The sequence below is a fragment of the Streptomyces sp. SAS_270 genome (assembly GCF_052543295.1).
On sequence record NZ_JBMNDS010000030.1, the window covers coordinates 72,688 to 86,278 of the forward strand.

Below are 13,591 nucleotides of genomic sequence, written 5' to 3' on the forward strand. Positions count from 1 at the left end.
GCGGTGCCCTGGGAAGGCCGTGTCGTTCGGTCGAGTGGGGGTGCGCGATGAAGGCGCCGTACAGGAGTCCGAGGAAACGCCCGGTGCACCGTGCCCTGACCGTCGGGGTGTTGGGCGCCGCCCTCGTGCTGGCCGGCTGTGGCGGTGGGGGGCACGGCGAGGACAGGGGCAGGACGGCACGGGGCGACACGACCTGCGACGGAAGGATCGAGGGCACCGCTCACATCACGGTGTGGTACCACACCGGACAGAGCAGCGAGTTCGGCACACTGCGCAGCCAGGCCGAGGAGTTCAACAGGGCGCAGAAAGAGGTGCGGGTCGAACTGGTCCCCCTTCCGAGGGCCCGCCCGTACACCGATCTGGTGCTCTCCGCCGCGGCCAGCGGCGATCTGCCCGACCTGCTCGACTTCAACGGCCCGAACCTCTACAGCTATGCGTGGTCCGGCAAGTTGAAGCCGATCGACTCCTGTGTGCCAAAGAGCGTGCGGTCCGATCTGCTGCCCTCGATCCGTGCGCAGGGCACCTACGCCGGACGGCTTTGGGGCATCAGCACCTTCGACTCCGGCATGGGTCTTTTCGTCCGCCCGTCGGTCCTGAAGAAGGCCGGTGTGCGCATCCCGAAGGGCATCGGCGACGCGTGGACGGCCACCGAACTGACCGGCATCCTGCACACATTGCGCGCCCGTGGCGTCCGCAGACCGCTCGACCTGCGGCTCAGCCACGTGGCGCCCGGCGAGGAGTGGAACACCTACGGTTTCGCGCCCGCCGTGGAGTCCGCGGGCGGCGCCCTTGTCGACCCCGTCCACTACCGCACGGCCGACGGCTACCTCAACGGCCCGGAGTCGGTCACAGCGCTCACCGTCCTGCAGAGTTGGCAGAAGGACGGGCTCGTCGACCCCGACAAGGACGGCAGGGCGTTCGCCGCCGGCCGCAGCGTCATCTCCTGGGTGGGGAACTGGAAGTACGGCGAATTCACCAAGGCGTTCCCCGGCGACGTCGCCCTCGTACCGCTCCCCGACTTCGGCAGAGGGACCGTCACCGGGATGGGCTCCTGGCAGTGGGGCATCACGTCGAACGCCGGTGACGGCGACGCCGTCTGGCGCTTCCTCGCCCATCTGCTGAAGCCCGAGCAGGTGTACCGGATGAGCGTGGCCAACGGCGCGATCCCGGCGACGAACAGCGCGGTGCGGCTGTCGCCGCGGTTCGGGACGAAGGGCCCCGAGCGGCTGTTCATCGAGCAGTTGAGGAACGGGGTCGCGGTGCCGCGGCCGCGGACGCCCGCGTATCCGGCGATCACCGACGCCTTCTCCCGGGCCTTCGCGAGGATCATGCTCGACGGGGCTCCGGTCCGCCAGGCGCTGGACCAGGCGGTCGCGGCCATCGACAAGGACCTGGCCGCCCACGACGGCTACCCGCAGGGCGAGTCATGAGCCGCCCTGCCGCAAGCCGACAACATGCCGACCCCACCTCGGGCCCACCGGACGGCGGGACCCGGTCATGAAGCGCCCCCCACTCCTCGCGCGCCTGCGCGTCGGCCGCAAGCTCATGCTGCTCGTGCTGCTGCCGGTGACCGCGCTGCTGGCCTTCACCGCCCTCGGAGCCCTGGCCCAGCAGGAGGAGGCGCGCAGCCTGCGCGACTTCCGCGACGCGACGCAGGTGTCCTTGGCGACCACCGATGTCTCCGACGCCGTGGCCCGGGAAAGGATCGCCGCCGTGCTCGCCCGGCTGCGCCCCGGACCGGACACCCTCGAAGAACGGGCCGCCGCGGAGCGGGCCACCGACCGCGCGCTGGAGCGGGCCACCGACCGCGCCGGCTCCTGGCACGGCATCGACGTCGCGGGCACGCTCGACGCCGTACGCCGCCAACTGCACGCGCTGCGCCCCCAGACGGGCACCGCCTCGCTCGCCCCGCGGGCCGTGATGAGCGCGTACCAGAGCACCGAGGACAGCCTGCTCGACACGGTCACGACACTGGAGTCCGGTCGCCCCTCCAGGGCGCTGGGGCGCGCCGCCGACGCCCACATCGCACTCCTGGAGGCCATCGAGGCCGCCGAACGCGACCGGGCCGAACTGGCCGTCCTGCTGGACGAACCCGCCGCCCGGCACCCCGCCACCGCAGGCCGCTGGCCCGCTCTCGAAGAGGCCCAGCTCGACGCCTTCCGGCAGACCACCTCGGCCGAGCTGAAGTCCGCGCTGTACCGCACCCTCTTCCAAGCCCCCGGCCGAGCCGTCCGCGCGGTCCGCGACGCCCTTGCCGCGCCCGACCCGAAGGCCTTCGAACGGGTCTCGTACGCACGCTGGCTGACCGTCTCCGAGGCCCGCATCGACTCCCTGCGCGGCATCCAGGACCGGGCCGCGCGTGAACTCGCCGACACGGCGGACCACGAACTGGGCGCCGCGTGGACGCGCGAAGGGCGCGACCTCACCGGTTCCCTGCTCGTACTGGTCGTCGTCACGCTCCTCGCGCTGGCCCTGCGCCGCTCCATCACCCGCCCCCTCGGCGAGGTCTCCGCGGGCGCGCGGGCACTCCTGAACGGCGATCTGTCGTACGACATCCACTACAGAGGGCACGACGAGCTCGGCGCCGTCGCCGACACCTTCCGCGAACTGCGGGTGACCACCGAGCGGCTCGCCGGCGAGATCCGCGCCATGAACACGGCGATCGACGACAACCGGCTCGAACACCGTGCCGACGTCGACGCGTTCGACGGCACCTGGGCGGGTCTGCTGGACGGCATGAACGACACCATGGCGTCCTTCGCGGCGGCGCAAGGGCGGCGCGACAAGGCCGAACAGGAACTGGAGAGCATCTTCAACCTCTCCCTCGACCTGCTGTGCATCTGCGGACTCGACGGCTACTTCAAGCGCGTCAACCCGGCCTTCGAGCGCACGCTCGGTCACACGAGCGAGACGCTCCTGTCCAAGCCCTTCATGGAGTTCATCCACAAGGACGACCGGGCACGCACGCGTGCCGTCCTGCGGCAATTCGAGAGCGGCCTGGAACTCGGCGAGTTCGAGAACCGCTGCATACGCGACGACGGCAGTGAGTGCTGGCTCCAGTGGAGCGTCCGCCCCGTCCCCGAGCAGGGCCTCCTGTACGCCGCCGCGCGCGATGTCACCGAGAGCCGCCGGGCCGCCCGCGAACAGGCCGCCCTGCGCCGGGTCGCCACCCTGGTGGCGAGCGGCGTCCCCCCTACCGACGTGTTCGCGACGGTCGCGGAGGAAGTGGGGCGCGTGCTGGGCACCGCGGTCGCGGACGTGCTGCGGTACGAGTCCGACGGCGCCCTCACCGTCCTCGGGCCCGCGCACGCGATCGTGGCCGAGGGGGAGGCGGTGGCGCGCGCGGTGGCACGGGTACGGCGCGCGGCCCGTGTCGAGCGCTCTGTGGGGACGCCTGTAGTGGTCGACGACCGGCTGTGGGGGGTCGTCGTCGTCTCCTCGCTGCGCGGACCGCTCCCCGAGGGCACCGAATCGCGGCTGGCCGACTTCACCGAACTGATCGCCACCGCGGTCGCCAACGCCGACGGCCGCGCCCAGTTGAGGGCTTCACGCGCGCGTGTCGTCGTCGCCGGGGACGCCTCCCGCCGCCGTATCGAGCGCGATCTGCACGACGGCGTCCAGCAGCGCCTCGTATCGCTCCAACTCGACCTGCGGACGGCCGAGTCGATGCTGGAGGACCACTCGTCCGAACTCGCCCTCCAGCTCGACCATGTGAGCAAGGGCCTCGACGACGCCTTCCAGGACCTGCTCCGGGTGTCCCGCGGCATCCACCCGGCCATCCTCTCCACCGGCGGACTGGGCCCCGCGCTGCGCGCCCTGGCCCGCCGCTCCGCCGTACCCGTGGAACTCGCCCTGCGGCTGCCGGAGCGCCGTCTCCCCGAGCCGCTGGAGGTGGCCGCCTACTACGTGGCCTCGGAGTGCCTCAACAACGCCGCCAAGCACGCGCGCGCCACCGTGGTGCACGTCGCGGCCGAGGTCGCCGACGGCGTCCTGGAGCTGACCGTCCGCGACGACGGTGTCGGGGGAGCGGAGCCCGGCGGCGGTTCGGGCCTCATCGGACTCACCGACCGTGTCGAGGCGATCGGCGGCCGCCTGACCGTCACCAGCCCGCCGGGCCGGGGCACGACCCTGGACGTACGGCTGCCGCTGCGGGAGCCGGGGACACAGGCATGACCCGGGAAGAGCGGCACCAGAAAGGGCGGCACTCAGGAACTAGGAACGGCGGCCGTTCCCGTCGTGAGATGCGTCCGGGTGGCGCTTGGCGCGCACGATCGCCGGGTCCCTCGGGTCCAGGAGGGCACGGAGGGAGAGCGTGTCGTCCGTTTCACGGCGGACACGGGTCGATCGCCGTGGCTTCTCGATCCGTGTCCGCCGCATCTCCCGCAGCCTTTCGCCCGATGACCCTCGCCCCTCGCCCCGAGGCGACGGGTCCACATGTACCGCACTGCTTCCAGCATGGCTGTGAAACGTCCCGGTGTCGTCACGGCCAGCCCCCAACTAGGCTTCCGGCTAGCCGTAAGTTCCCCGTCCGGAAGGCCGCCAGCGGCAGGCCTCGCAGGGGCGGGCACAGCGGACAGGGGGAGCCATGGACGCAGCGCAGCGGTCCGATCGGGGGCGGGTGGTCCTCGCCGACGACGACGTACTGCTGAGAGAGGGCCTGGCCAGCCTGTGCGAACGCGTCGGCTACGAGGTCGCGGGCCAGGCAGGCGACGCCGCGGGCCTCCTGGAGCTGGTCACCGGCGAACGCCCGGACCTCGCGATCATCGACATAAGAATGCCGCCGAACCACTCGACCGAGGGCCTGAAGGCTGCCCGCACCATCCGCGAGCGCCATCCCGGCACCGGGATCCTCGTCCTGTCGGCGTTCATCGAGGTCGAGGACGCCCTGGAGCTGCTCTCCGGCGGCAGCGGGGTCGGCTATCTCCTCAAGAGCCGGATCACCGTCGTGGACGAGTTCATCGAGACGCTCGACCGGATCCGCCGGGGCAGCTCGGTCATCGACCCCTCACTCGTCGCGGAGCTCGTCTCGGCACGGCGCCGCGACGACCCGCTGTCCTTCCTCAGCTCCCGGGAGCGCGAGGTCATGGCGCTGATGGCCGAGGGACGCTCCAACGCCGGCATCGGCCGCCGGCTGTGGGTCACCGAGGGCACCGTCGAGAAGCACGTGCGCAGCATCCTCGGGAAGCTGCACCTCCAGGAGGAGCCGGACGACCACCGCCGGGTCCTCGCCGTACTGAAGTTCCTGGAGTCCCGCTAGGCCACGGTCAGGCACCTTCGCAGGTCGGTTCGCAGGTCCGTACGGCGCTGTCCACAGGGCGGGCCGGGAGGCCGACGCGGTGTCAGCCCTCGCCAGTAGGGTGTGTGACATGGCCGATCCCTCCAGCTACCGCCCCAGGCCGGGACAGATCCCGGACTCTCCCGGGGTCTACAAATTCCGCGACGACCACCGCCGGGTGATCTACGTCGGGAAGGCGAAGAGCCTGCGCCAGCGCCTGGCCAACTACTTCCAGGACCTGGCGAACCTCCACCCGCGCACCCGCACGATGGTCACCACGGCGGCGTCGGTGGAGTGGACCGTCGTGTCCACGGAGGTCGAGGCACTTCAGCTGGAGTACTCCTGGATCAAGGAGTACGACCCCCGGTTCAACGTCAAGTACCGCGACGACAAGAGCTATCCGTACCTCGCGGTGACGATGAACGAGGAGTTCCCGCGCGTCCAGGTGATGCGCGGCCACAAACGCAAGGGCGTGCGCTACTTCGGCCCGTACGGCCACGCCTGGGCCATCCGCGACACCGTCGACCTGCTGCTGCGCGTCTTCCCCGTCCGCACCTGTTCCGCCGGTGTGTTCAAGAACGCCGCCCGCACCGGCCGCCCCTGCCTGCTCGGCTACATCGGCAAGTGCTCGGCCCCCTGCGTCGAGCGCGTCTCCGCCGACGAACACCGGGATCTGGCCGAGGACTTCTGCGACTTCATGGCCGGGCGGACGGGCACGTACATCCGCCGTCTGGAGAAGCAGATGACGGACGCGGCCGAGGAGATGGAGTACGAGCGGGCGGCTCGGCTGCGCGACGACATCGAGGCCCTGAAGAAGGCCATGGAGAAGAGCGCGGTCGTCCTCGCCGACGCGACCGACGCCGACCTGATCGCCCTTGCCGAGGACGAGCTGGAAGCCGCCGTGCAGATCTTCCACGTACGCGGCGGACGGGTGCGCGGCCAGCGCGGCTGGGTCACCGACAAGGTGGAGGCCGTCACCACCGGCGACCTCGTCGAGCACGCGCTGCAGCAGCTCTACGGAGAGGAGACGGGCGACTCCGTACCGAAGGAGGTGCTCGTCCCGGCGCTGCCCGACCCCGTCGAGCCGGTCCAGGAGTGGCTGACCGGGCGCCGCGGATCCAACGTGTCCCTTCGCATCCCGCAGCGCGGCGACAAGAAAGCGCTGATGGAGACCGTGCGGCGCAACGCGCTCCAGTCGCTCGCCCTGCACAAGACCAAGCGCGCCTCCGACCTGACCACCCGCTCGCGCGCCCTGGAGGAGATCGCCGAGGCCCTCGACCTGGACAGCGCCCCCCTCAGGATCGAGTGCTACGACATCTCGCACCTCCAGGGCGACGACGTCGTGGCCTCGATGGTGGTCTTCGAGGACGGGCTGCAGCGCAAGGGCGAGTACCGGCGCTTCCAGATCAAGGGCTTCGAGGGGCAGGACGACATCCGCTCGATGCACGAGGTGATCACCCGCCGCTTCCGGCGCTATCTCGCCGACAAGGAGAAGACCGGCGAGTGGGCGGACGGGGAGGTGGACGAGCTGAAGGACGACGAAGGCCGCCCCAAGCGGTTCGCCTACCCGCCGCAGCTCGTCGTCGTCGACGGCGGTCAGCCGCAGGTCGCGGCCGCCAAGAAGGCCCTCGACGAGCTCGGCATCGACGACATCGCCGTCTGCGGCCTCGCCAAGCGCCTGGAGGAGGTCTGGCTGCCCGAGGAGGGCGATCCGGTGGTCCTGCCGCGCACCAGCGAGGGCCTGTACCTCCTGCAGCGCGTCCGCGACGAGGCCCACCGCTTCGCGATCACCTACCAGCGCGCCAAGCGGGCCAAGCGTTTCCGGGCGAGCCCCCTGGATGACGTACCGGGACTCGGTGAGACTCGCAAACAGGCGCTGATCAAGCACTTCGGTTCGGTGAAAAAGCTGCGATCCGCGACAATCGACCAGATCTGCGAGGTCCCCGGCATAGGCCGTAAGACGGCCGAGACCATCGCCGTGGCCCTCGCCCAGGCGGCCCCGGCCGCGCCCGCCGTGAACACGGCGACTGGAGAGATCATGGAAGACGACGAACCCGAGACGACGGCGGGTTCCGAGGGGGCACCCGTGACCGCGGGTGCCCCGGACGAGCGACGGGGGCAGGAGACATGAACGAGAACGAACGCCAGGAACAAGAACCACAGCAACAAGAAGCGCAGGCCGACGACGGCACGCAGGAAGCACAGGAGAGCACGACAGTGGAGACGGCCGGAGTGCCGGAGGCGGCCATCCCCGAGCTGGTGATCATCTCCGGGATGTCCGGAGCGGGCAGGTCGACGGCCGCCAAGTGCCTGGAGGACCTCGGCTGGTTCGTCGTCGACAACCTGCCGCCCGCGCTGATCCCCACCATGGTGGAGCTCGGCGCCCGCTCCCAGGGCAACGTGGCGAGGATCGCCGTCGTCGTCGACGTCCGCGGCCGCCGCTTCTTCGACAACCTCCGCGACTCGCTCGCCGACCTGGCGTCCAAGCACGTCACCCGGCGGATCGTCTTCCTGGAGTCCTCCGACGAGGCCCTGGTGCGCCGCTTCGAGTCCGTGCGACGCCCGCATCCGCTCCAGGGCGACGGCCGCATCGTCGACGGCATCGACGCCGAGCGCGAGCTGCTGCGCGAGCTGCGCGGCGACGCCGACCTGGTCATCGACACCTCCAGCCTCAACGTGCACGAGCTGCGCGCCAAGATGGACGCCCAGTTCGCCGGCGAGGAGGAGCCCGAGCTGCGGGCCACCGTCATGTCCTTCGGCTTCAAGTACGGCCTGCCGGTCGACGCCGACCTGGTCGTGGACATGCGCTTCCTGCCCAACCCGCACTGGGTCCCGGAGCTGCGCCCCTTCACCGGCCTCAACGAGGAGGTCGCGGCGTACGTCTTCAACCAGCCCGGGGCCAAGGAGTTCCTCGACCGCTACGCCGAGCTGCTCCAGCTCATCGCCGCCGGGTACCGCCGCGAGGGCAAGCGCTATGTGACCATCGCGGTCGGCTGCACCGGCGGCAAGCACCGCTCGGTGGCCACCTCCGAGAAGCTCGCCGCCCGTCTCGCCTCCCAGGGCGTGGAGACCGTGGTCGTCCACAGGGACATGGGTCGCGAATGACCGGACGTGCCGCTCTGCGGCTGAGCAGGCTGCGCCGCGTGACCCCCGAGGGGACCGCGGGCAGGACCTCCGCGGCGCGCGGCGGGAAGCCGCGCCGCCGCGGCGCCCAGCCCAAGGTCGTCGCCCTCGGCGGCGGCATGGGGCTGTCCGCCTCGCTCGCCGCGCTGCGCCGGATCACCGGCGACCTCACCGCCGTCGTCACCGTGGCCGACGACGGGGGCTCCAGCGGGCGCCTGCGCGACGAGCTGGGCGTGCTGCCGCCCGGCGATCTGCGCAAGGCCCTGGCCGCGCTGTGCGGCGACGACGACTGGGGCCAGACCTGGGCCCGCGTCATCCAGCACCGCTTCCAGTCCCAGGGCGACCTGCACGAGCACGCGGTCGGCAACCTGCTGATCGTCGCCCTGTGGGAGCAGCTCGGCGACCACGTCCAGGCCCTGGACCTGGTCGGCAGGCTGCTGGGCGCCCACGGCCGGGTCCTGCCCATGTCAGCCGTACCCCTGGAGCTCCAGGCGCTGGTCAAGGGCCACGACCCGGACCGGCCGGACGACGTGGACACCGTGCGCGGCCAGGCCACCGTCGCCCTCACACCGGGCGAGGTGCAGTCCGTGCACGTCGTACCGCACGACCCGCCCGCCGTGCCGGAGGCCGTCGCGGCGGTCCTCGACGCGGACTGGGTGGTGCTCGGCCCCGGCTCCTGGTTCTCCTCGGTGATCCCGCATCTGCTGGTGCCCGAACTGCTCGACGCCCTCACCCAGACGAAGGCGCGCCGGGTGCTCTCGCTGAACCTCGCCCCGCAGCCCGGAGAAACCGATGGCTTCTCCCCGCAGCGTCATTTGGAGGTTTTGGGACGACACGCCCCTAAACTCGCCCTGGACGTGGTGCTGGCCGACGAGGCCGCCGTGCCCGATCAGGAGTCGCTCACGGATGCCGCCAAGCGGTTCGGAGCGGCGGTCGAGCTGGCGCCGGTGGCCCGGACCGACGGATCTCCGCGGCACGACCCGGAGCTGTTGGCCGCCGCGTACGACCGTATTTTTCGGATGCATGGAAGGATCGGCCCATGGCGATGACGGCAGCGGTGAAGGACGAGATCTCCCGGCTCCCCGTCACCCGGACCTGCTGCAGAAAAGCGGAGGTCTCCGCCATTCTGCGGTTCGCGGGCGGCCTTCACCTGGTGAGCGGGCGCATTGTGATCGAGGCGGAGCTGGACACGGCGATGGCGGCCCGTCGGCTCAAGCGGGACATCCTGGAGATCTTCGGCCACAGCTCGGAACTGATCGTGATGGCGCCCGGCGGACTGCGCCGCGGCTCCCGCTACGTCGTCCGCGTGGTCGCGGGCGGTGACCAGCTGGCCCGCCAGACCGGGCTCGTCGACGGCCGCGGCCGTCCGATCCGCGGGCTGCCCCCGCAGGTGGTCTCGGGGGCCACCTGCGATGCCGAGGCCGCCTGGCGCGGGGCGTTCCTGGCGCACGGCTCGCTGACCGAGCCGGGCCGCTCCTCCTCTTTGGAGGTGACCTGCCCGGGCCCGGAGGCCGCGCTCGCGCTGGTCGGCGCCGCCCGCCGGCTCTCGATCGCCGCGAAGGCCCGCGAGGTGCGCGGCGTGGACCGCGTGGTCGTCCGGGACGGCGACGCGATCGGCGCCCTGCTCACCCGCCTCGGCGCGCACGAGTCGGTGCTGGCCTGGGAGGAGCGGCGGATGCGCCGCGAGGTGCGCGCCACGGCGAACCGCCTCGCCAACTTCGACGACGCCAACCTGCGCCGCTCGGCGCGCGCCGCGGTCGCCGCGGGGGCCCGCGTGCAGCGCGCCCTGGAGATCCTCGCCGACGAGGTGCCGGAGCACCTCGCGGCGGCGGGCCGGCTGCGTATGGACCACAAGCAGGCCTCCCTGGAAGAGCTGGGCGCGCTCGCCGACCCGCCGCTGACCAAGGACGCCGTCGCCGGACGTATCCGCCGTCTGCTGGCCATGGCCGACAAGCGGGCCCAGGACCTGGGCATTCCGGGCACGGAGTCCAACCTGACCGAGGAGATGGCCGACAACCTGGTCGGCTGACATCCGCTCAGCCGCAACAGCGGGCTCTCAACACGCCGGTGCCGATGCCCACTTGGGCCTCGGCACCGGCGTTTTTCCGTCCTTGAGGCACTCTTGACTTGACCATGAAGTGTCATGAGCCTGGCATCTGTTCGCTGCTGTGGCGAACCTGTGCAAGGGGGGCTCATGAGACGAAGAGCGAGAGCGATCCTCGCTGCGGGCGCACTCCTGCTGGGCGGGGCGGGCATGGCGCCGCTCGCCCACGCGGAGAGCGCGAGTGCACCCAAACCCGACGCGGATGCCGTCAAGGTCTTCCGTGCCGAGGTCACGAAGCAGCAGGTACCCCTGCTGCTCGCGGCCGGACAGGACGGCCACGAACTCGGCGAACAAGCGCCGGACAAGGGCACGGCCACGGTCGAGGTCTATCTGACCGACAAGCAGGCTCACAAACTGGAGAAGCAGGGCGTCGACCTCACCGAGCACACCCTTTCGGCCAAGGCCGAGACGCGCGTGGACGACGCGGCGCAGGGCGTGTTCCGCCCGTACAGCGGAAAGGGCAATCTCCAGGAGGAGATCGTCAGGACCGGTGCGGCCCACCCCGACCTCACCAAGGTCGTCTCCATCGGCAAGACGGTCAACGGCCAGGACATCCTCGCGCTCAAACTGACCAAGGGCGCGAAGAAGACCAAGGACGGCGCCAAGCCCTCCGTGCTGTACATGTCCAACCAGCACGCGCGCGAGTGGATCACGCCCGAGATGACGCGGCGCCTGATGCACTACTACCTGGACAACTACGCGACGAACAAGCGCATCAAGAAGATCGTCGACTCCACCGAGCTGTGGTTCGTGCTGTCGGCCAACCCCGACGGCTACGACTACACGTTCAAGGACGCCACCGCCCGCCAGTGGCGCAAGAATCTGCGGGACATCAACGGCGACGGCGTCATCACCACCGGCGACGGCGTCGACCTCAACCGCAACTTCTCCTACAAGTGGGGCTACGACGACGAGGGTTCGTCCCCCAACGCCACCAGCGAGACCTACCGCGGCGCGAGCCCCGGCTCCGAGCCCGAGACGAAGGCCCTCGACGCCTTCGAGAAGCGCATCGGCTTCAAGTACGGCATCAACTACCACTCCGCCGCCGAACTCCTCCTCTACGGGGTGGGCTGGCAGGTGGCCACGCCGAGCCCGGACGACGTGCTCTACAAGGCGCTCGCCGGCACGCCGGAGAACCCGGCCATCCCCGGCTACCACTCCCAGCTCTCCTCCGAGCTCTACACCACCAACGGCGAGGCGGACGGCCACGCGGGCAACGTCAACGGCATGGGGATGTTCACCCCCGAGATGTCGACCTGCCAGACCGCGTCGAACCTCGACCCGGGCGACGCCTGGAACGCGGCCGACTGCGCCTCGGTCTTCACCTTCCCGGACGACGAGAAGCTGATCGAGCAGGAGTTCGAGAAGAACATCCCGTTCGCGCTCTCGGTCGCCGAGACGGTCGCGCACCCCGATCAGCCGTCCTCCTCGGTCGGCATCGCCGCCCCCGACTTCACCCCGGCCGGCTTCACGACGTCGTACGCCCGAGGCGCCGACCAGGAAGTCTCCGTCGTGGCACGCCGGTCCGTGCGCGACAAGGAGCTCAAGTACCGCGTCAACGGCGGCCGTACGCATGACAGGGCGCTCAAGGCCTGGCGCGGCGGCGAGACGTACGGTGGCACCGACAACCTGTACTTCGACGAGTACCGCGCCAAAGTCCAGGGCGGTGACCCGGGCGACAAGGTGGAGGTCTGGTTCACGGGCAGGACCAGGGGCGGCAAGCGCACCACCAGCACGCACTTCACCTACACGGTGGCCGAGCGGCCGCGCGCCGACGCGCTCGTGGTCGCCGAGGAGGGCGCGACCGCCACGCAGGCACAGGCATACGTCGACGCGCTCAAGGCCAACGGCAGCAAGCCCCTCGTCTGGGACGTCGCCACGCTGGGCGCCCCCGACGCGCTCGGCGTCCTCGACCACTTCAAGACGGTCGTCCACTACACCGGCGCGGTCCGGCCCGGCAACGCCACCCAGCTCCAGCTGCGCGCCTACCTCAACGAGGGCGGCAAGCTGATCGAGGCGGGGGAGAGCGCCGGCGGTTCCGTCGACCTCGGCGACGGCACCCTGTCGAACGACTTCAGCCAGTACTACCTGGGCGCCTACTCCCGGACCACCACCCCAGGGGCAACCGGTTTCACCGGCTCGGGGAAGCTCGGCGGCTTCACCGGCGCGCTGGGCGACGCCCCGGGCAACCCGCTGAACGCTGCGGGAACCTACGGCGTCACCTCCGACTCGCTGCCCGTCGCCACGTATCCGCAGTTCGCGAGCGCGGGAGCGGGCCAGTTCGCCGGGACCGTCAACCCCTACGGGCCCTACGCGGGCTCCTACATGGCGGCGGCCGTGCACACCGACGACGCCTACAAGCGCCTCACCCGCACCATCGACCTCACCGGTGTGGCTGCCGCCGACAAGCCGACACTGCGCTCGCAGCTCCTGTGGGACACCGAGCCCGGCTACGACCACGCGATCCTGGAGATCCACACCACCGGCGCCGACGACTGGACGACGCTCCCCGAGGCGGGCGGCGCCACCAGCACGGCCGTGCCCGCCGAGTGCGAGGCCGGGTACTACGTGGCCGACCACCCCTGGCTCAAGCGGTATCTGACCGTCGGCTCCACCGGCTGCACCAACACCGGTACGAGCGGCTCGTGGAACAGCTTCACGGGCGCCTCCACCGGCTGGCAGCAGGTGAACTTCGACCTGAGCGCCTACGCCGGCAAGTCGGTCCAGGTCTCGCTCAGCTACGTCACCGACCCGGGCTCCGGCGGCCACGGCGTCCTCGCCGACGACACCTCGCTCGTCCTGGGCGGCACCGCCACCCAGGACGAGGGCTTCGAGACCTCCCTCGGCGCCTGGAGCGTTGCCGGACCGCCTCCGGGCAGCCCGGCCGTCCTCAAGGACTGGGCGCGCGTCGGAGAGCTCTTCAAGACGTACGGAGCGGTCACCACGGGTGACACCGTGCTGCTGGGCTTCGGCCTGGAGCACGTCACCGCGGCGGCCGACCGGACGGCCCTGATCGGAAAGGCCCTGGCGGCCCTGCGCGGCTGAGCGAGGCCCGACGGTCTCCCGCACAGGGTGGGCGTTCCTTACCC

At 71.0% G+C, this 13,591-nt stretch carries 8 protein-coding genes; all 8 read left to right on the forward strand.

Features of this window, described 5'->3' with window-relative positions; all coding sequences use genetic code 11:
* Nucleotides 1-83 precede the first annotated feature (83 nt).
* The 8 genes from ACN6LB_RS21495 (at nt 84) to ACN6LB_RS21530 (ending at nt 13,547) form a co-directional block, all read left to right on the forward strand.
* The gene (locus ACN6LB_RS21495) at nt 84-1,430 is read left to right on the forward strand and encodes an ABC transporter substrate-binding protein (protein WP_445027330.1); all 1,347 of its coding nucleotides are present in this window, start codon (nt 84-86) and stop codon (nt 1,428-1,430) included.
* A gap of 67 nt (nt 1,431-1,497) precedes the next feature.
* Entirely contained in the window at nt 1,498-4,173 is a 2,676-nt protein-coding gene (locus tag ACN6LB_RS21500; protein ID WP_445027331.1) for a nitrate- and nitrite sensing domain-containing protein, read from the forward strand.
* Between the two features lie 412 nt (nt 4,174-4,585).
* Nucleotides 4,586-5,257 carry a response regulator transcription factor gene (locus tag ACN6LB_RS21505; RefSeq protein ID WP_356137932.1) on the forward strand — a complete coding sequence of 224 codons (672 nt, stop codon included), beginning with the start codon at nt 4,586-4,588 and terminating at the stop codon, nt 5,255-5,257.
* A 109-nt stretch (nt 5,258-5,366) separates the two neighbouring features.
* Nucleotides 5,367-7,406 carry an excinuclease ABC subunit UvrC gene (uvrC, locus tag ACN6LB_RS21510; RefSeq protein WP_445027332.1) on the forward strand — a complete coding sequence of 680 codons (2,040 nt, stop codon included), beginning with the start codon at nt 5,367-5,369 and terminating at the stop codon, nt 7,404-7,406.
* Entirely contained in the window at nt 7,403-8,380 is a 978-nt protein-coding gene (rapZ, locus tag ACN6LB_RS21515; protein ID WP_356137928.1) for an RNase adapter RapZ, read from the forward strand. The genes uvrC and rapZ overlap by 4 nt, the downstream gene beginning before the upstream one ends.
* Complete coding sequence (locus ACN6LB_RS21520; protein WP_445027333.1) at nt 8,377-9,447, forward strand: gluconeogenesis factor YvcK family protein; 1,071 nt, start codon at nt 8,377-8,379, stop codon at nt 9,445-9,447. The genes rapZ and ACN6LB_RS21520 overlap by 4 nt, the downstream gene beginning before the upstream one ends.
* Complete coding sequence (gene whiA / locus ACN6LB_RS21525) at nt 9,438-10,427, forward strand: DNA-binding protein WhiA (RefSeq protein ID WP_356393842.1); 990 nt, start codon at nt 9,438-9,440, stop codon at nt 10,425-10,427. The genes ACN6LB_RS21520 and whiA overlap by 10 nt, the downstream gene beginning before the upstream one ends.
* 165 nt (nt 10,428-10,592) lie before the next feature.
* Nucleotides 10,593-13,547: a M14 family zinc carboxypeptidase gene (locus ACN6LB_RS21530; RefSeq protein WP_445027334.1), complete on the forward strand. Its 2,955-nt coding sequence runs from the start codon at nt 10,593-10,595 to the stop codon at nt 13,545-13,547.
* Nucleotides 13,548-13,591: the final 44 nt, after the last annotated feature.

Bases quoted from the DNA above. Each gene is read 5' to 3' on its own strand.
- ACN6LB_RS21500 (WP_445027331.1), top strand. From the start codon at position 1,498: ATGAAGCGCCCCCCACTCCTCGCGCGCCTGCGCGTCGGCCGCAAGCTC.
- ACN6LB_RS21505 (WP_356137932.1), top strand. From the start codon at position 4,586: ATGGACGCAGCGCAGCGGTCCGATCGGGGGCGGGTGGTCCTCGCCGAC.
- uvrC (WP_445027332.1), top strand. From the start codon at position 5,367: ATGGCCGATCCCTCCAGCTACCGCCCCAGGCCGGGACAGATCCCGGAC.
- rapZ (WP_356137928.1), top strand. From the start codon at position 7,403: ATGAACGAGAACGAACGCCAGGAACAAGAACCACAGCAACAAGAAGCG.
- ACN6LB_RS21520 (WP_445027333.1), top strand. From the start codon at position 8,377: ATGACCGGACGTGCCGCTCTGCGGCTGAGCAGGCTGCGCCGCGTGACC.
- whiA (WP_356393842.1), top strand. From the start codon at position 9,438: ATGGCGATGACGGCAGCGGTGAAGGACGAGATCTCCCGGCTCCCCGTC.
- ACN6LB_RS21530 (WP_445027334.1), top strand. From the start codon at position 10,593: ATGAGACGAAGAGCGAGAGCGATCCTCGCTGCGGGCGCACTCCTGCTG.